An 18,093-nucleotide genomic window follows, 5' to 3' on the forward strand; every position below is an offset into this window, starting at 1 on the left:
CTTAAATCAACTGACTTACAAGCCGGGTAGGGCTATTTTGAGACAATCAAGTTTGATTAGTGATACTCGATTGGTATGTTTTGATTGGCACAAGGGCAACCGAGGATAGTTAGAACAAAAGATTCTATTGCGAACATCAGCAGGACGATAGTTGTCAGTATGTCTTTTTATTGCTATCATGAAAAAAAAGACAAAGGAAGATCCCGATGGCCAAAAAGATACAAAATAAAAAACATGTTTCGCTTCCTCGATACCAGCAGATCGCTGTGGAGATCGCGGAAAGAATCGTGGAAAATCGCTACGAAGTTGGACAAAAGGTTCATGCCCGTTCGACATTAGCCAGTAACTTCAATGTGTCGCCAGAAACAGCCCGTAAAGCAATCAATGTCTTGGTCGATTTGGGGATAATGGATGTCCGTCATGGGAGCGGCGCGTATATTGCCTCAAAAGAAAAGGCGCAATCTTTTTTGGATCAGTACAAAGATGTTCAATCGATCCAAGAGATTCGTAAAGACATTTTAGAAAGCGTTGAACGGCAACAACAAGAGCTGGATAATTTTTCGGAACTATTGAATGTTTTGGTTCGGCAAACGAAAAAAGTGCATAATATGAGCCCTTTTCTGCCATTTGAATTGTTATTGAAAGAAGATGCCCAGCACTTAGAGAAAAGTGTCCACGAGCTGAATATTTGGCAAGTAACGGGAGCAACCATCGTGGCAATCCAAACGGAACAGGAGTTATTGCTCTCACCAGGCCCTTACGCCAAGTTTAGTGCCGGCAATACGATTTATTTTGTCGGAAATGAGTTGGCACTACAACGTATGACGAACTTTTTTTATCCACAAGACTCCGCTAATTGAAGAGCGAAAGATTCCATTTCTAAGAAGAGATGGAATCTTTTTTTGACAAAGTGACCACATGCTGTTAGTATAGTATGGTCACTTTCGTGAAATTTTTCAGAAAAAGGAGTCAGTATAAGTGAGTAAAGTTAAAGTTGCACATTTAACGAAAATCTTTGGCAAGAAGAAGCAACAAGCGTTTGCCATGATTCAAGAACAACGCAGCAAGAATGAAATTCTAGAAAAAACTGGGGCCACTGTTGGCGTCTATGATGTGAATTTTGAAGTCAATGAAGGAGAAATCTTTGTGATTATGGGACTTTCTGGTAGTGGGAAGTCAACCTTGATCCGTTTATTGAATCGGTTGATCGAACCATCCGGTGGGGACATTTATATTGATGGGGAAGACATTGCGAAGATGAGTAAAGAAGAATTACGTGAAGTCCGACGCCATAAGATCAACATGGTTTTCCAAAGCTTTGGTTTGTTCCCTCACCGAACGATTCTTGAGAATACAGAATATGGCTTAGAGGTGCGAGGGGTTCCCAAAGAAGAGCGAGTAGCCAAAGCCGAAAAAGCTTTAGCTAATTCTGGGCTATTATCTTTCAAGGATCAATATCCTGATCAACTGTCTGGTGGGATGCAACAACGGGTTGGTCTGGCGCGAGCATTAGCAAATGATCCAGAGATCTTATTGATGGACGAAGCATTCTCAGCGTTAGATCCGTTGATTCGTCGTGAAATGCAAGATGAGTTGTTAGAATTACAAGCCAATGTCCAAAAGACAATTATTTTTATCACTCATGATTTGAATGAAGCCTTGCGAATTGGTGATCGCATCGCTTTGATGAAAGATGGGCAAATCATGCAAATTGGGACAGGAGAAGAGATTCTGACCAATCCTGCGAACCAATATGTGAGAGATTTCGTCGAAGATGTCGATCGCTCGAAAGTTTTGACGGCTCAAAACATCATGGTACCAGCACTAACGACAAATATCGAAATCGATGGGCCAAGCGTTGCGCTAAATCGAATGCGTAAAGAGGAAGTTAGTATGTTGCTGGCGGTAGACAAAAAACGTCATCTAAAAGGTAGTTTGACAGCTGAGTCGGCTCGCGAAGCACGCAAAAACAATTTGACCCTAAAAGAAGTCATCGATAAAAATGTACAAAAAATCGACAAAGATATGCTAGTGACGGATATTTTCAATTTAATTTATGATTCCCCGACACCGTTAGCGGTGGTTGAAAATGATCGTCTGATCGGTGTAGTTATTCGAGGCAGTGTGATCGAAGCACTGGCAGAAACGGATTCATCAGTGACAGAGGAAGGAGTGGTCGTCAATGGGTAATTTTATTCAACAAACGATTCCAGTTGCTGATTGGGTAGAGTCCTTTACAGATTGGCTAACAGGAACTTTTAGTGGGCTCTTTTCCGCATTGCAGTCTTTTGGTCAGTTCGTGATGGATGGAATGACCAATACTTTGCTTTTTGTGCCACCACTAGTCATGATCCTGCTGCTGACAATCGCTGCATTTTTTGTTTCAAGTAAAAAATGGGGGCTGACGGCATTTACATTTGTCGGGCTACTGTTTATCTACAATCAAGGTTTGTGGACTGATTTGATGAATACTGTCACATTGGTTCTGCTCTCTAGTCTGGTATCGATCATTATCGGTATTCCCCTCGGAATCTTAATGGCAAAAAGCGAAAAGGCGCAAAGCATCGTTACGCCAATCTTAGATTTCATGCAAACGATGCCTGGCTTCGTCTATCTGATCCCAGCAGTCGCTTTCTTTGGGATCGGCATGGTACCAGGGGTTTTTGCCTCAGTGATTTTTGCATTGCCGCCGACTGTACGGATGACTAATTTAGGAATCCGTCAAATTTCTCGTGAATTAGTCGAAGCTTCGGATTCCTTTGGGGGAACTGGCTGGCAGAAATTGGTCAAGTTAGAATTGCCATTAGCGAAAAGTACGATTTTAGCAGGTGTCAATCAAACCACGATGCTTGCTCTTTCAATGGTAGTGATTGCTTCGATGATCGGTGCCCCTGGTCTTGGACGAGGTGTCCTATCTGCACTGCAGCGGGCACAAGTCGGAAATGGATTTGTGAGTGGGGTTTCATTAGTGATCTTAGCGATCATTATGGATCGGTTTACCCAAAACTTGAATAAACCCGCTCATAAGAAAAAAGCCGTGTCCGCGAAAAGCCGCAAGCAAAAACGTCTCTTTGGCGGGATCGCTGCCGCAGCTGTTGTTGCGCTGATTGGTGCTTCTGTAGCTTTTGGTCGTGTTTCAGACAATAAAGGAACAGTCAACTTAGCATATGTCGAATGGGATACAGAAGTGGCTTCCACTCATGTGGTAGCTGAAGTGTTAAAAGAAATGGGCTATGAAGTCAAGACGACACCATTAGACAATGCGATCATGTGGGAATCTGTGGCTAAAGGCGAAGTTGACGGGATGGTAGCTGCCTGGTTGCCTTCAACTCATCAAGCTCAATATGAACAATATAAAGACCAAGTAGAAAATCTAGGACCAAACTTAGAGGGAGCTAAACTGGGAATTGCAGTTCCTAGCTACATGGCAGTTGACTCTATCGCAGATCTATCTGATGAGGCAGGAAAAACGATCACGGGAATTGAACCAGGTGCAGGTGTGGTCGCTGCTGCTGAAAATACAGTTGCAACATATGATAATCTTTCTGATTGGAATGTGGCGACATCTTCTTCCGGGGCAATGACTGTGGCGTTAGGACAAGCCATCAAGAATAAAGAAGACATTGTGATCACTGGCTGGTCGCCTCATTGGATGTTTGCAAAATATGATTTGAAATATCTAGATGATCCTGAAGGAACGATGGGAGAAGCAGAGAGTATCAATACGATGGTACGCCAAGGATTAGCTGATGATCTGCCAGAAGTTTATGAAGTACTGGATAAATTCAATTGGACACAAGAAGATATGGAAGAAGTCATGCTGGCAATCAACGATGGAACTTCTGCTGAAGATGCTGCAAAAGATTGGGTAACCAAACACCCAGAAGAAGTGGCAGCTTGGACGAAGTAAGTCAATGAAGCATGAAAGGATCAGATAAATAAACAAAAAAAGAAAGTTTCGCATCTAGACTCGGTGTCCGAGTTCAGGTGTGAGACTTTCGTTTTTTTCACTGTCTACTGACTGTCTACTGACTGTCTACTGATAGTAGCCAGCAATTTTTTGTGCTTTTTCAGTATTGGCGAAATGCAGTTTGGTATACTTTGCTAATAAAGGCATTCCGCCTTTTTGCAAAAGCTGAGCAGCGACCTGATCGGATTTGCTGCCGGCACCCGAAGGAAGCTGTAATCCAACTTCTTGTGAGGCCTTCTCTAGTTCCTCCAGAAAAACAGTGCGGCATAGAATGGAGGCCGCAGCCACTGCTAAATGATATTGCTCCCCTTTTGTTGCAAAAAACAATTTTTCTGTGATTTGATTTTTTTCTGATTTTAGATAGGTACGGTAATTTTTTTCGCTAGTGAATTGATCAATCAAGATAGCATCCGGTGTTTTTGGTGCGATTTTTTGCAACAGTAGCCGAATGGCTTGATTGTGTAGCGCAACTTTCATTCGAACGGTGTTGTATTTAGGTTGGATCTCATTGTATTTAGTTGGTTCAACTGTCAGTAATTGATAAGGCACAAGTTTTTTTATTTTTGGGGCCATTGCCCGAATTTGTGGATCAGTCAACATTTTGGAGTCTTTGACACCTAATGCTTTCAATGCGGGTAGCTGATCTTTACTGGCATAGACAGCGCAAACGACTAAAGGACCAAAATAACTGCCATTGCCAACTTCATCACTACCAACGACACTCCACTGTGAAAAGTCAGCAGGCAAGGAGGATGAAGGAGCCTTGTTGTTCGCATTTGCTGTTTTGGACAAGTCGGCAGAATTGCTCCAACGAGCTGCTTCAGCTTCTGCACCACTGCCTTGAAACATCACTTTACCAGAAGTATAAGCGGTGATGGTCGTTTGTTCTTTTTTGGCAACAAACACGGTATAAGGAACTTTTTTATTCAACAGCGCTTGCTGATAGAAGTTCATCATTTCTGCGATAGTTTTTTGAGATACTTTAATGACGATATTACTCATTGTCTTCCTCCGATATACATACTGGTTATTTGAATAGAACATCTTCTTAGATTCTACCATAGGTAAAAATTTTACGAAGCCTCTTTCTAAAAAAACGATTGGCATGGAAATTACACTAGAAATCACGTATAATAGGTAGGAGTTTGCGATACGCGTGCAGAAAGTGATAAAATAGTACAGAACAGCAATGGGAGGAATCTTTCCTATGACGGAGCAAAAGAAACGTTATAAAGCAGTAATCGCCAATCAAAGCTACACGATTATTGGGCGTGAAAGTAAACAACATATGGATATGGTAACGAAATTAGTCAATGACCAATTGACAGAAATCATGGGGCTGTCTTCTCAAGTCGATAAAGAGCAAGCAGCAATTCTATTAGCAATCAATGCGATTTCTGATCAGTTGAAAAAACAAGAGCAAGTATTAAGTTTGCAAAATAAGGTAGAAGAGTTACGCAGTCAAGCGATTAAGGCGACCGAACTAGAGAATCGGATTAAGCGAATCGAAGCGATTGAGTCTGAAGCGCGCCAAGTATTGGATGAGACAGGTCGCGGAGATGTGGAGATCCATAATCATGTGGAAGCTCAACAAATACTAAATGAACAACGTAAGCGCAAAATCCAAGAAAAAGCAGCTCATGGTTAAGTAGGCGCGGAAAGGACTCTGAAATGATAGGATTTTTGGTTCTGATTCTTTTGTTAGCGGCATTTTATGGTGGCGCGCGGCGAGGGACTTCATTGCAGCTGGTCTCCGTTTTAGGATACCTTTTTTCTTTTTTAGTTGCAGTGGCAAATTACCAAGCTTTGGCAAAAAAAATTGAATTATATGTTCCTTATATGTCTGTGACCGCAGACTCAAAGTTGGTCTTTTATAACCTAGATCTTGCTCTAGACCTAGACAAAGCGTACTATGCAGCTGTCGCTTTTATTATGATCCTTTTTGCTGGCTGGTTAGTGACAAAATTGATTTGCATTTTTGCAAATGGACTGCGTTTCAAACGTCTGCGTTTTTTGAAAGGCTATGATTGGGTCGTAGCAGGGATCTTGAATACGCTATTAGTTTACCTGAATATCTATTTCTTTTTTATGATCCTCTCGATGATTCCTTTAGCGACTATCCAAAATTTGTTTGATAAGAGCAGCACGGCACACTTTATCGTTGAAAGTTCGCCAATCATTTCTGATTACTTTTACCGTTTGTGGATCACTAATGTGATTGGTTAGTATAAGGCAGCTGGTCATTAGACCCATGCTGCTTTTTTTCTTAAGTAAAAAAATGAAAAAGTAGGTGAGACTATGAATAAAAAAATTCTTGATGTTTTAGCTTTCGATCAAGTAAAACAATTGGTTGGGCAGTATCTAGTGACCGCCCAAGGGAAAGAAGAATTAGCTCAATTAGCGCCATCAGCAGATGCTCAGCAAATTTCCACTTGGCTGGCTGAAACAGAAGATGCGTTAAAAGTACAGCGATTGCGGGGCGGTATTCCTGTACCAAAAATTGAAAATATTCGTCCGCAAATGAAACGAATCGAAATCGGAGCGGACCTTAATGGTTTAGAATTAGCGCAAGTAGGTCGAGTGTTGGTGACAGCCAATGAATTGAAGCGTTTCTTTGAAGATCTATCAGACAGCGAAATCGAGTTCGAGCGACTGTATGAATGGGAAAAGCAGTTAGTAACGCTGCCCACGCTTAGCCGTCGCCTGAAAGAAGCAGTGGATGAAGACGGTCGGTTGACTGACGAAGCATCTCCAGAGCTACGTGTCATTCGACAAAATATTCGTCGTTCTGAACGAACGATCAGAGAAACGTTAGATAGTCTCGTACGTGGCGGAAATGCCAAGTATTTGAGCGATACCATTGTCACGATGCGAAATGAGCGCTATGTGATTCCGGTGAAGCAAGAATATCGTGGCGTGTTTGGCGGGGTCGTGCATGATCAGAGTTCTTCTGGGCAGACATTATTTATTGAACCAAAACAAGTGGTGGATCAGAATAATCGACTGCGCCAACATCAAATCGCTGAGCGTACGGAGATTGAACGAATCTTAGCGGAACTTTCTGCAGAGCTAGCTCCTTATCAACGCGAAATTCTGCACAACGCCTATGTGATCGGGATGATGGACTTCATGAATGCCAAAGCACGTTTTGGGAAAGAATTGCAGGCAATCGTGCCGGCTATCAATACAGATAATCATGTCGTTTTCAAACAAGCACGTCATCCGCTGATCGATCAAGAAAAAGTCGTACCGAATGATATTGCTATTGGTGAAGACTATCAAGCGGTGGTAATTACCGGTCCGAATACTGGTGGGAAAACAATCACCTTGAAGACGCTGGGATTGCTTCAAATCATGGGGCAATCTGGATTGCCGATTTTAGTCGATGAAGAGAGCCAAATGGGCATTTTTCAAGAAATTTTTGCTGATATTGGGGATGAGCAATCCATCGAACAAAGTTTATCTACCTTCTCTTCTCACATGACGACGATCGTCGATGTTCTCAAAAAAGTGGACCATACAAGTTTAGTTTTATTCGATGAACTGGGAGCTGGGACCGATCCGCAAGAAGGCGCGGCGTTAGCGATTGCTATTCTTGATGAACTTGGTGCACGCTCTGCCTATGTGATGGCGACGACTCATTATCCGGAATTGAAAGTGTACGGTTACAATCGTGCCAATACCATCAATGCTTCAATGGAGTTTGATGTCGATACCCTAAGCCCAACATATCGTTTGCTGATCGGTGTGCCTGGTCGCAGTAATGCTTTTGAAATCTCCAAACGTCTGGGCTTGGACACCCAGATCATTGAGCAAGCCAAGCAAATCATGGATGGCGAAAGTCAGGACTTGAATGAGATGATCGCCGACTTAGAAAACCGGCGCAAGATGACCGAAACAGAGTATTTGGAAATGCGGCATTATGTAGAAGAAGCGGAACGGCTGCAAAAAGAATTGAAACAAGCATATAACTTTTTCTTTGAAGAACGCGAAGCAGAACTAGCAAAAGCCCGCAAGAAAGCAAATCAAATCGTTGAAGAAGCAAAAGAGGAATCGGAAAAAATCATTTCGGATATCCGCAACATGCAATTGAGCAGCGGACAGAGCCATGTCAAAGAACATGAGTTGATCGCAGCCCGCACAAAATTGTCTGATCTTCATCAAGAAGAACATTTGCAAAAGAACAAGGTCTTGCAAAAAGCCAAAGCTGCGAAAACATTGAAGGTCGGCGATGAAGTGTTAGTTACTTCCTATGGTCAGCGAGGAACTTTGATCAAAAAGATGGGACAATCACAATGGCAAGTGCAATTGGGAATCTTAAAAATGACGCTGCCTGAATCAGATCTACAGCCGGCAGCACCTGTCAAAGAACCTGTGCAGCGCGTCGTTCATACCGTCCGTTCAGCGGAGTCTTCGCATGTTCCTAATCAGCTGGATCTTCGTGGCAAACGCTATGAAGAGGCATTGAATGAAGTTGATCAGTATCTCGATGCGGCGATTCTTGCTGGTTACCCACAAGTGACGATCGTTCACGGAAAAGGGACGGGGGCATTACGGCAAGGAATTACGGAATATTTGAAAAATCATCGTAGTGTCAAAAGTTTTGAGTTTGCACCGGCAAATCAAGGTGGCAATGGGGCGACCATCGTAAAATTTAAATAATCGTTAAGGCTTCTTACCTTTTGTAAGCAGAGGATTTCAAAAAAGCACGTGAACATGCTATACTTTTTTTAGCAATCAAATGGAGGCGAACAATATGGCAAAAGAAATTACAGATAAAACTTTTTCAGAAGAAACCGATAAAGGCTTAGTCCTTATTGATTTTTGGGCAACATGGTGCGGTCCATGTCGGATGCAAGCACCAATCTTGGAACAATTAGCAAATGAATATGAAGAAGACGAATTAAAAATCGTCAAAATGGATGTGGATGAAAATCCTGAAACGCCAGCTTCATTTGGTATCATGTCGATCCCTACGCTATTGTTGAAAAAAGATGGCCAAGTGGTAGATAAAGCCGTTGGTGTTCATACCAAAGATCAATTGAAAGAAATGGTAGCAAGCCACATGTAAGAAAATTTTATTTTAAGCAGCGATCTTAAGCGATCGCTGCTTTTTTTGAGTAGTTTTAAGCGAGGATTTATTCTTGCAATGGTATAATGAAAGTGTGAATATGGGGAGCGTTTACTTTCTATGGAGTGCTTTTATTTGAAAAGGGGGATGAAAAATGAAAAAGAATAGAGGATGGGGGTACCGGCTGCTCTGTATCATTTCCTTGGTCAGTGCACCGCTTGTATCTGCAGGTGCGACCTACGCGGAAACAATTGATACAGGAACTTCTTCAGTCAATCAAGTCACTGAATCAACCACCAATACCAGTAGGACGACAACCGAAACGACTGACTCAACAACTGCGACATCGTCTACAATAGACACGTCAACTTCCGAAGCGAGTACCAACAGTTCGACTGATAGCTTTGGGGAAACAACTACAAGTAGTTCAGAAATAACTGTTTCTTCCACAGAAGAAACGGATACTTCAGAAGTGAATCCAGTCATCACTGTTAAGGAATTAGCCAATTCAAATCGCTATGTCAAAATCAACACTTTCACAGCGACTACAACGGAGTCGCAAGCAATGGATAGTCGTCAGGTTTTATATACCCTCAATCAATCGCAACTAACAGCCACAGGATCAATTACTGAACTTGCGGGTCACGTTTATAAAAGTGTCAAACAGTACCAAGATACAGCGACGAAAAAGAAGTATAGTGAACTACTTGATGAACAGAATCACGTGATTGGTATTGTTGAAGCAGAGTCTGTCACGACAGCAGATGGGGTGTTTCAGTCAGAAAAAAAATATGCTACTGTTCAAAGTGGCAATTATCCTTTATGGGAGTCAATTTTTTTTGATAAACAGTTAGGCACGACAAAAACAATCAATCAACAAACGTTTCAAGTAAAAGAAAGTTTCAAACACGGAAACGGCTCGACCTATTATGCTCTGTACACGGATAAGAACCAATTTATTGGTTGGATTAATGCCAAAGGAGCCGCGGATGCCAAATCACCTGGAGGCATATGGCAATCTGAATCAAAATACGCCACGATCATCAGTGGCAACTACACATTATGGCAAAATTTTGATTGGTCAGCCAAAAAAGGAACGACAGCTGCTTTAAATGGAAAGACCGTCAAAGCCACAGGAAAATACCGCCATGTTAATGGTGCAACGTATTATTCGTTGTATGACAATAAGAACAAGTGGTTAGGTTATATCAACGCTGCCGGTGTCAAAACGACATCAAATGCACAGGGAGCTTACCAGGCTTACGGTAAATATGTTACTCTAACAAAGAAAAATTATACAATTTGGGGTAATTTTAACTGGTCGAGCAAAAAGAACACTACCTCTTCATTGTATGGAAAAACTTACCAGGCTAAAGGAAAATATGAACATTGGAACGGATCAACTTACTACTCATTGTCTGATTCTACTGGCAAATGGATCGGCTATTTGAATGCTGAAGCCGCTACTGTGGCTAATAATCAAGGTGGCATATGGCAGAGTGAAAACAAGACGATCCGGATGAAAAGTAAGAACTATACATTGTGGCAAGATTTGAATTTTTCTAAGAAGAAAGCTTCGAGTGGCAATTATATGAACAAAAATATCAAAGTCACCGGAAAATATCAGCATTATAACGGTGCGACCTATTACTCATTGTATTTAAACAATACATGGATCGGCTATATCAATGCTACAGGTGTCACAAATGCTCATGTAATCCATTCGCAGAGCAATATTAGCCGTTATGTGATCGTCAACAATGCCAGCGGGAATTTTCTGAATGCTGCTGATCCTAACAGCAGCAAATTAGGAAAAAAGAGTAATTATAAAGGGTATATGGCGAAAGCAACCAAATTAGCCAAAACGAGTGATGGCAATTATCTGTATCTGGTTTCACCAGCAGGGAAAATCGGGTGGATCAAAGAGAATCAGACGTATAGCGTGAATGATAAATTCTGGATGTACACTACTGGTGGCAAGTACCCCTCGCTAAATGTCAAAAATTTAAACATTCATGTGTCCATCAGTAAGCAGCGAGTTTACATTAAGTCAGGCGACAAAGTCATTTATACCATGCTTTGTTCCACGGGGACAGTTTTTACGCCGACACCGTTAGGTAATTTTAGAATTCAGCAGGAGAAAGGCTCCGCCTTTTCAGGAGCGGCTTATTACCGTTCTTTCAAAGATCATGGTGTCTATCTATTCCATACCGTTCCAACAAGCATTGCTTGGTCAACCAATTCATTTAGTTCGGTGGAAGGCAAAAAACTAGGACAGCGAGCTTCTCATGGCTGTATTCGATTAGCAGTCCCTGATGCTAAATGGTTCTATTACAACATGCCTTACAACACTCCCGTAAAAATCGTTAACTGATTCTAGCTGCTGCATCCTTTGAATAAGGATGCAGCAGTTTTTTTGTAGCGAAAAGAGTTGTTGATTTGCACTTCACTAATTAGAGTTGAAAGTTTTTATCTTCTGAATAGAGATCAAGGCCTTTTTGATATTTTACTTTTTGATATTTTGATAGAAGTTAGATTTGTAAAGTGGGTCAATTGACTAAAAACTGCCCTTTGAAAGCTGTGTCGCCCGTTTGGGAAAAGGATTTCTCTTTTGAATGACTGACATGTCCGTTCGAAGCTTGATAGGGAGCATCAATCTCGAATCCCTAGTTGCTAACTAAGGTAAGTATAAAGCGGTCAACTAAGTGTAAATAGTTCTGAAATACGCCGATAGATAATCAGAAAACTACCCAAATCCGGGAGAAAATTGCTTACAAAAAGAGATTGACACTTATTATATCATTCGATAATATATCAGTAAGTGATATAGTTTCCTAGGATGGGGGAAAACACATGGATGAACCATTGACCGATTCAACTTATTTGATTTTGTTAGCTTTATTAAAGCCAAAACATGGCTATGTGATCATGAAGCAAATCAATGAATTAAGCCAAGGTACCTATGAAATCGGTCCGGCAACAATGTATACTATATTGAAAAAATTGACCAAAAATGAAATGATCAGTTTAGAAGAGACGACAGATCGTAAAAAAATCTATCAGATCACAGCCAAAGGAAAAACGGCTTTAGAAAAGGACATTCAGCGACGAAAACATTTCTTTGAGATTGGTGAACAGATTATGGGTGAGTTGGGGGGACTGGCAGATGAGCAAACGTAAGACAAAATATTTGTATTCATTAGGTGTTGCCTATTATCCAGAAAAAGAAATGATGCGGCTGCAAGAGCAAGCAGCAAAAGGTTGGCAGTTTGTGCATATGAATCAGTTCGGTTTTTTGAAGTTTATTCAAAGCCAACCACAAGAGAAGAAGTTTGCTGTCGATTTTTTTCAAGGAGACAAATCTGATGTTGATGAATACTTGGCAATGTATGAAGCCGGCGGATGGGAGTATATTAGTTCCTACAAAAGCCGTTACTACTATTTTCAGGCTCCTTTAGAGACACCAGCTATTTTTAGTGATCAGCAAAGCTATCAAGAACGAATCGATAGTGAGGCACGCTATCTTATGAAACGTTCTTTTGGCATAACAGGTGTTGGCTTGGTTATTCTGCTTTTGATTTATCTCCTCGCTCGCTGGCTAGTACTTACCTATAATGAGATACTAGGTTTCTCATATGGTGTTGCAGTTGGGCTGATTTGTGCGCCTCTTATCATCGGTGTGGTGTCATTTCTCATGCGTCGCTTGTACAAGAACCGCGCCTCTTTTTACAAAGAACCAGAGAAACTAGCTAAGCGGCAACACGTGTTACGGGATACGCTGCTCTTTATGGGAGTCGGCGCATTAATTGGAGGAATTATCGGCTTTTTAGCCGGTTATTTATACTAACTTAAAAGACAAGGAAGGTGAAATTGTGTTAGAAGCAAAGAATTTAGTGAAAACATTTGGGGACTATCGGGCAGTGGATCAATTGTCCTTTCAAATCAACGATGGCGAGATCATGGGGTTGATCGGTCAAAATGGTGCTGGTAAAACCACGACATTCCGATTGATTCTAGATTTCTTACGGGCTGAACAAGGAGAAGTACTATGGAATGGCCATCAAATCACAGAAAAGGAATACAATTTGATTGGTTATTTGCCAGAAGAACGGGGACTTTACCCTAAAGTAACCATCCAAGATCAACTGATTTATTTTGCACGCTTGCGTGGAAAAAAGAAAGAAGAAATTGAACCTAAGATCGACGAATGGATGGAAAAATTCCAAGTAAAAGGGAAAAAGACAGATAAAGTTAAATCATTATCGAAGGGGAATCAGCAAAAAGTCCAATTGATCGCAACATTGATTCATGAACCTAAATTAGTCATTTTGGATGAACCATTTAGCGGATTGGACCCTGTCAATGCTGAGTTGCTGAAAGATGGCATTATTGAACTAAAAGAAAAAGGGTCTTGTGTCATTTTTTCTAGTCATAACATGGATAATGTTGAGAAAATCTGCGATCATTTGATCATGCTAAGAGATGGTCAAACGGTTCTCAACGGAAAAGTTCATGAGATCCGTGAATCGTTTGGACGGACAAAAGTCTTCTTGGAATCTTCATTGTCAAAAGAAACCATCCTAGCAGTTGAAGGTGTCGAAAAAGTTCTTCATAAAGAAGATGGGAGTTATGACATTACATTATCGCATCCTGAAGTCGGTCGCACATTGTTTGATTTGGCCACAGCTGATGGCTATATCCCGATGTTTAACCAACAACCGCCGACATTAGAAGAAATCTTTAAGAGAAAGGCGGGAAAAGACAATGAGTAAATTTTGGGTGATCGCGCTCGATGTGTTTAAGAAAAACGTGAAATCGATCTCATTTTTGATCATGATATTGATTCCATTTATTGCATTGGGCATTATTTATGTGGTAGGAATTTTTACCGATGGAATGAACAGTGCCGATAAAATTGCTGTTTATGCGAATGAACCAGCTATTGCACAAACAATCGCAGCTCAGAAAAATGAAGACTATCAATTTGAAGTGGTGGATTCTGAAGAAGCTGGAAAAAAACAATTAGCGAATGAAAAGGTCGATGCATTCTTGATCGTTACTTCAGAGGCCGACAGTATCAAAGGTGAATTATTGAGTGAATCTTCTATGGGACAAACCACAGAGTTGACGGTTCAGCAATTATTGTCTGGATTGCAAGCCTCGGGACGGGCCGCAGCACTCGGATTAAATCAGGAGCAAGTGGCTAGTTTAAGTGAGCCAGCAAACTTCAGTAAACAAAAAGTTTCTTTCACCGAAGATGGCAAAATGGAGCTTGGGGAAGACAATAGTTCGATCCAATACATTGTGAGTTATGTCGGAACAATTATTTTATTCATGTTTATTTTGACTTACGCTCAAATCATTGCCCAAGAGATTGCTTCCGAAAAAGGGACCCGGATCATGGAAGTTATTTTGTCCAGTACGAGAGCACAGGTTCACTTTTATGCCAAATTAACCGGTGTAATTATGGTCGCATTAGCTCAGTTATTGGCTTACGCCGGTATCTTTGCTATCAGTTATTATTGGATCAAAGACATTTCAATGGTCAAAGATGTATTAGCCAATTTCTCAATTGATGGATTATTCGGTCCATTCTTGATTTACTCGGTCATCTTTGTCCTATTAGGAATTTTGATTTACTCTGTCCTGTCTGCTTTGTGCGGTTCATTAGTCAATAAAGCAGAGGATACTGCCAAGGCGATCATTCCTGTCACTTACCTTTCTTTAGCCGGTTATATGTTAGGTTTGATTCTAGGCGGTACAGATCCTAACAATATCATTTTGCGGGTCACTTCTTATATCCCGTTTTTATCTTCATTTATCATGCCAGTCCGATTGGCTAACGACACAGTAGGTATCGGAGGCGCGGCAGTCTCTGTAGCCATCTTAGCAGTAAGTACATTGGCATTGATGCTGATCTCAGCAAGAATGTATAAGTCAAACGTACTGATTTATAACGATAACGGCATTTTGGCTTCATTGAAACAATCTTTCGTTTTGATGAAGAATGAAAAATGACCAGCCAACAAATTCTCCGATTAGTTAGGCTTCAATAAAGAAACCGATGAAAAGCTTGTGCTTTCTGATTACCAAATGGTATCCAGAAAACCCTCTGCTTTTCATCGGTTTTTTTCTACGTAGAATTAGGTAAAGTAGCTTTAATGAGTCAAGACCGCCAATTGATCAAGCTAGTATCCACTCAGCCTTTAATTACTAACTATTAAAGTTAAACGAGTCATTTAAACTACTAGTTTCAAATATAACCAAGTCTTTTTTCAATCAGGCATTGCCTCTGCTAGCGAAATCTTTGTTGGCATAATGTCAAAACTGATGAACAAAGTAGTCGAAAATTTGCTGTTCTGAAGCAATCTCTTGTGCGGTTAATTCAGGATGCCATTGGATCCCTAAAATCGGCGCCGCAAAGGCAGAAGTTTCAATGGCTTCTACGATACCGTCAGGGGCAGTTGCGATCACTTGGAAATCTTTTGCAACATCTTTAATGGCTTGATGGTGAAACGAATTCACTTGATAGGTGGTTCCTAATAATTTTCCTAAACGACTGTCAGCAACGATCTCAACGGCATGAGTAGGAAAGCGAAAGGGTGTCGGTGCTTGCACATGCTTGATGGTTGGTTGTTCGACCAATGACAAGTCTTGATAGAGGTTGCCGCCGAAAGCAACATTCAATAGCTGCATGCCACGACAGACACCAAAAATTGGTTTTTCTTGTGCGACAGCTTCTTTGATCAACGCCAATTCAAATGCGTCTCGTTCAGGATGTGTACCTTGGATCAGTGGATGCATCTCTTCGCCATAATAGCGAGGAGTCACATCATGCCCCCCTGCCAAAAGTAATTTATCAATCTGGGCAACATATTGGGCGGCATTTTCGGGAGCTCCCATGGGTAAAATAAGGGGAAGGCCAGAGGCTTGTTGAATCTGTGTCACAAAATTTCTCGGGGTATATGTAATCCAATGGGCTTCCCCATCAATCATCGTTCGTTCGTTACCAGCAATTCCAATCACTGGTTTCATAAGCATTCTCCTTCCAGCTGTTTTGACAGCAGTAATGAATAAAAAACTGTGACAAAAGGAAAACAAAGGAAGCTATCCGAACTGACTTTTTCCACGAAATTGCGAGGACCTACTAGAGAGTAGATGCAATTTCGTTATCGTTCGGATGGTCCATTTGTTGCTGCACTTAAGTCACAGTACTTTTTTATTTTTCGCGAATCACTTCTATTTTGTAGCCATCTGGGTCTTTCACGAAATAGTAAGAAGGAGAAGTACCAGGCAAGCCTTTTAAGTCAGTAACATCAAAACCAGCTGCTTTATGCTGCTCGTGAAGTTTCTCTAAATCATCGGTACTGATCGCGATATGACCATAGCCGTCACCTAGATCATAGCCGGGATGATCATAGTTATAAGTTAATTCTAATTCATAATCATCTCCTGGTAATGTCAAGTAAACCAACGTAAATTTGTTTTCTGGAAAATCACGACGGCGCGATTCTTCAAAACCGAATGCTTCTTGATAAAATGCAAGTGATGCTTCAAGATCTTTCACTCGCACACAAGTATGTGCCATTTTCATTTGTCATTCATCCTTTCAATTGTGGTAAGCCTATAATAACATAACCCGATTTTTTGTGGTAAGAAAAGTGCACCCCGTCAAGTTGCAGCTTGTCGCCAGTGGCTTCCTAAGGTAGAATGGAAAGAAAGAGATGATGGAGGGAAACATGGGGAACAAGGAGAAAGTGTTTGGGCAAAAAGAGCCGGGGGCTGACTATATTTCACGATTCGGTGCCTATGTCGTGATTCCGAATGAACACCAACAAGTGATTTTGGTCCAAGCGCCAAATGGCGCCTTTTTTTTACCAGGAGGGGAGATTGAACCCGGTGAATCGAAGGAACAAACGATCAAACGGGAATTGGTCGAAGAAGTAGGATTTGCAGGAAAGATCGCCAGTTATTTAGGGGAGGCGGTTGATTATTTTTACTCGCGACATCGAGAAACGTATTACCATCATCCGGCTTATTTTTATTTGATGACCGATTGGCAAAAAATAGGTGAGCCAACAGAACAACACAACCAACTTTCGTGGCATACACCAGAAGAAGCCATTCATTTATTGAAACGCGGCAGTCATGCCTGGGCAGTGAAACAATGGGTAAATCAAAAAGACAACGATCATGCATAAAGGCAGTGATCGTTGTCTTTTTTACTCTTTTATTTTAGTTCATTTAACACATAGTCATTGATAACTTTAGCTACACCATCTTCTTCATTGGAAGCAGTGATGACGTCGGCCGCTTGTTTGACGTTTTCTGTTGCATTAGCCATTGCAACGCCAAGACCCGCATATTCGACCATCGTTAGATCATTTTCGTTATCACCAATCGCCATGACTTCTGCTTGTGAGATACCTAGTTCCTCAGCTAACTTCTGAACCGCAGCCCCTTTATGAGCTTTCTTATTCAAGACTTCTAAGAAAAATGGCGCACTTTTGACGATATTGAAACGCTCAGTCAATGAAGTTGGCAATTGCGGAATAATAGCATCGATCAATTCAGGCTCATCGATCATCATCATTTTGATGATATTCAGATCCGCAGTCATTTCTTCCGGTGTACGATATTTCAAAGGCATATTGACCAAAAAGGCTTCATAGACGGTATAAGGACTGATGTCTCGATTCGCTGTGTACATCGTATCTTGGGTTTCCACATGCAAATGAACCCCTAATTTACGGGCAGTCATTTCTACTTCTAAGTATTCTTCATGCGTCAATCCGAATTCAGAAACGATTTCTTTTGTTTTAGTCTTTTGTACGAGAGAACCATTATATGTGATTACGTAGTCCGTTTCTGAAAACAAGTCTAGTTCACTTAATAAATCTTGGACACCTGTTAAGGGGCGTCCAGTACATAAGACGATTCGAACACCCTGTGCCTCCGCAGCTTTTAGTGCTTGGTACACTCCAGGTGTGATTTTTCGATCATTGTTCAGTAACGTGCCATCGATATCGATAGCAATCAGTTTGATGCTCAT

Annotated in this window: 17 protein-coding genes; 13 read left to right on the forward strand and 4 right to left on the reverse strand. The window is 41.2% G+C overall.

Annotation, left to right across the window (positions count from 1 at the left end; all coding sequences use genetic code 11):
* Positions 1 to 206: 206 nt before the first annotated feature.
* The 3 genes from IGJ45_RS03675 to IGJ45_RS03685 all read left to right on the forward strand — a co-directional run bounded on the left by IGJ45_RS03675 (position 207) and on the right by IGJ45_RS03685 (position 3,910).
* Entirely contained in the window at positions 207 to 860 is a 654-nt protein-coding gene (locus IGJ45_RS03675) for a GntR family transcriptional regulator (protein WP_003127534.1), read from the forward strand.
* Positions 861 to 978: 118 nt separating this feature from the next.
* On the forward strand, positions 979 to 2,190 hold the full coding sequence (locus IGJ45_RS03680; protein WP_003127535.1) for a quaternary amine ABC transporter ATP-binding protein: 1,212 nt from the start codon (positions 979 to 981) through the stop codon (positions 2,188 to 2,190).
* The gene (locus IGJ45_RS03685) at positions 2,183 to 3,910 is read left to right on the forward strand and encodes an ABC transporter permease/substrate binding protein (protein WP_349703918.1); all 1,728 of its coding nucleotides are present in this window, start codon (positions 2,183 to 2,185) and stop codon (positions 3,908 to 3,910) included. The genes IGJ45_RS03680 and IGJ45_RS03685 overlap by 8 nt, the downstream gene beginning before the upstream one ends.
* A 126-nt stretch (positions 3,911 to 4,036) precedes the next feature.
* Here the strand turns inward: IGJ45_RS03685 and rnhC are convergent, their stop codons facing one another.
* Positions 4,037 to 4,972, reverse strand: a complete 936-nt coding sequence (rnhC, locus tag IGJ45_RS03690; protein WP_003127537.1) for a ribonuclease HIII — start codon at positions 4,970 to 4,972, stop codon at positions 4,037 to 4,039.
* Positions 4,973 to 5,177: 205 nt separating this feature from the next.
* Between rnhC and zapA the strand changes: the two genes are divergently transcribed.
* From zapA to IGJ45_RS03735, 9 genes are all read left to right on the forward strand, one after another.
* The gene (gene zapA / locus IGJ45_RS03695; RefSeq protein WP_003127539.1) at positions 5,178 to 5,618 is read left to right on the forward strand and encodes a cell division protein ZapA; all 441 of its coding nucleotides are present in this window, start codon (positions 5,178 to 5,180) and stop codon (positions 5,616 to 5,618) included.
* A gap of 23 nt (positions 5,619 to 5,641) precedes the next feature.
* Positions 5,642 to 6,196 carry a CvpA family protein gene (locus IGJ45_RS03700; RefSeq protein WP_219645182.1) on the forward strand — a complete coding sequence of 185 codons (555 nt, stop codon included), beginning with the start codon at positions 5,642 to 5,644 and terminating at the stop codon, positions 6,194 to 6,196.
* A 72-nt stretch (positions 6,197 to 6,268) separates the two neighbouring features.
* Entirely contained in the window at positions 6,269 to 8,632 is a 2,364-nt protein-coding gene (locus IGJ45_RS03705) for an endonuclease MutS2 (RefSeq protein WP_005471799.1), read from the forward strand.
* A 94-nt stretch (positions 8,633 to 8,726) separates the two neighbouring features.
* Complete coding sequence (gene trxA / locus IGJ45_RS03710; RefSeq protein WP_021149372.1) at positions 8,727 to 9,041, forward strand: thioredoxin; 315 nt, start codon at positions 8,727 to 8,729, stop codon at positions 9,039 to 9,041.
* Between the two features lie 154 nt (positions 9,042 to 9,195).
* Positions 9,196 to 11,415 carry a L,D-transpeptidase family protein gene (locus IGJ45_RS03715; protein WP_171918137.1) on the forward strand — a complete coding sequence of 740 codons (2,220 nt, stop codon included), beginning with the start codon at positions 9,196 to 9,198 and terminating at the stop codon, positions 11,413 to 11,415.
* Between the two features lie 479 nt (positions 11,416 to 11,894).
* On the forward strand, positions 11,895 to 12,221 hold the full coding sequence (locus tag IGJ45_RS03720; protein WP_003127545.1) for a PadR family transcriptional regulator: 327 nt from the start codon (positions 11,895 to 11,897) through the stop codon (positions 12,219 to 12,221).
* On the forward strand, positions 12,208 to 12,888 hold the full coding sequence (locus tag IGJ45_RS03725; RefSeq protein WP_349703919.1) for a DUF2812 domain-containing protein: 681 nt from the start codon (positions 12,208 to 12,210) through the stop codon (positions 12,886 to 12,888). Before IGJ45_RS03720 ends, IGJ45_RS03725 begins: the two co-directional genes overlap by 14 nt.
* Before the next feature lie 25 nt (positions 12,889 to 12,913).
* Entirely contained in the window at positions 12,914 to 13,813 is a 900-nt protein-coding gene (locus IGJ45_RS03730) for an ABC transporter ATP-binding protein (RefSeq protein ID WP_003127547.1), read from the forward strand.
* A complete protein-coding gene (locus IGJ45_RS03735; RefSeq protein ID WP_311809865.1) occupies positions 13,806 to 15,059 on the forward strand; it encodes an ABC transporter permease in 1,254 nt (417 codons plus the stop codon). The genes IGJ45_RS03730 and IGJ45_RS03735 overlap by 8 nt, the downstream gene beginning before the upstream one ends.
* Positions 15,060 to 15,362: 303 nt before the next feature.
* Here IGJ45_RS03735 and IGJ45_RS03740 read toward each other — a convergent pair whose 3' ends face one another.
* Both IGJ45_RS03740 and gloA read right to left on the reverse strand, forming a co-directional pair.
* Entirely contained in the window at positions 15,363 to 16,076 is a 714-nt protein-coding gene (locus tag IGJ45_RS03740) for a gamma-glutamyl-gamma-aminobutyrate hydrolase family protein (protein ID WP_005471805.1), read from the reverse strand.
* 184 nt (positions 16,077 to 16,260) lie between these two features.
* The gene (gene gloA / locus IGJ45_RS03745) at positions 16,261 to 16,635 is read right to left on the reverse strand and encodes a lactoylglutathione lyase (RefSeq protein ID WP_003127551.1); all 375 of its coding nucleotides are present in this window, start codon (positions 16,633 to 16,635) and stop codon (positions 16,261 to 16,263) included.
* Positions 16,636 to 16,780: 145 nt separating this feature from the next.
* Between gloA and IGJ45_RS03750 the strand changes: the two genes are divergently transcribed.
* Positions 16,781 to 17,242 (forward strand): NUDIX hydrolase, encoded by a 462-nt coding sequence (locus IGJ45_RS03750; RefSeq protein WP_138371624.1) that lies wholly within the window; start codon positions 16,781 to 16,783, stop codon positions 17,240 to 17,242.
* 29 nt (positions 17,243 to 17,271) lie between these two features.
* On the opposite strand, the gene yidA is transcribed toward IGJ45_RS03750, so the two are convergent.
* Positions 17,272 to 18,093 carry a sugar-phosphatase gene (gene yidA, locus IGJ45_RS03755; protein ID WP_003127553.1) on the reverse strand — a complete coding sequence of 274 codons (822 nt, stop codon included), beginning with the start codon at positions 18,091 to 18,093 and terminating at the stop codon, positions 17,272 to 17,274.

The sequence above is a fragment of the Enterococcus sp. DIV0574 genome (assembly GCF_051711125.1).
Taxonomy (GTDB): domain Bacteria; phylum Bacillota; class Bacilli; order Lactobacillales; family Enterococcaceae; genus Enterococcus_D; species Enterococcus_D gallinarum.

Bases quoted from the DNA above. Each gene is read 5' to 3' on its own strand.
- IGJ45_RS03705 (WP_005471799.1), top strand. From the start codon at position 6,269: ATGAATAAAAAAATTCTTGATGTTTTAGCTTTCGATCAAGTAAAACAA.
- gloA (WP_003127551.1), bottom strand. From the start codon at position 16,635: ATGAAAATGGCACATACTTGTGTGCGAGTGAAAGATCTTGAAGCATCA.
- IGJ45_RS03715 (WP_171918137.1), top strand. From the start codon at position 9,196: ATGAAAAAGAATAGAGGATGGGGGTACCGGCTGCTCTGTATCATTTCC.
- IGJ45_RS03735 (WP_311809865.1), top strand. From the start codon at position 13,806: ATGAGTAAATTTTGGGTGATCGCGCTCGATGTGTTTAAGAAAAACGTG.
- IGJ45_RS03700 (WP_219645182.1), top strand. From the start codon at position 5,642: ATGATAGGATTTTTGGTTCTGATTCTTTTGTTAGCGGCATTTTATGGT.
- yidA (WP_003127553.1), bottom strand. From the start codon at position 18,093: ATGAGCATCAAACTGATTGCTATCGATATCGATGGCACGTTACTGAAC.
- zapA (WP_003127539.1), top strand. From the start codon at position 5,178: ATGACGGAGCAAAAGAAACGTTATAAAGCAGTAATCGCCAATCAAAGC.
- IGJ45_RS03720 (WP_003127545.1), top strand. From the start codon at position 11,895: ATGGATGAACCATTGACCGATTCAACTTATTTGATTTTGTTAGCTTTA.
- trxA (WP_021149372.1), top strand. From the start codon at position 8,727: ATGGCAAAAGAAATTACAGATAAAACTTTTTCAGAAGAAACCGATAAA.
- rnhC (WP_003127537.1), bottom strand. From the start codon at position 4,972: ATGAGTAATATCGTCATTAAAGTATCTCAAAAAACTATCGCAGAAATG.
- IGJ45_RS03750 (WP_138371624.1), top strand. From the start codon at position 16,781: ATGGGGAACAAGGAGAAAGTGTTTGGGCAAAAAGAGCCGGGGGCTGAC.
- IGJ45_RS03685 (WP_349703918.1), top strand. From the start codon at position 2,183: ATGGGTAATTTTATTCAACAAACGATTCCAGTTGCTGATTGGGTAGAG.
- IGJ45_RS03675 (WP_003127534.1), top strand. From the start codon at position 207: ATGGCCAAAAAGATACAAAATAAAAAACATGTTTCGCTTCCTCGATAC.
- IGJ45_RS03740 (WP_005471805.1), bottom strand. From the start codon at position 16,076: ATGAAACCAGTGATTGGAATTGCTGGTAACGAACGAACGATGATTGAT.
- IGJ45_RS03725 (WP_349703919.1), top strand. From the start codon at position 12,208: ATGAGCAAACGTAAGACAAAATATTTGTATTCATTAGGTGTTGCCTAT.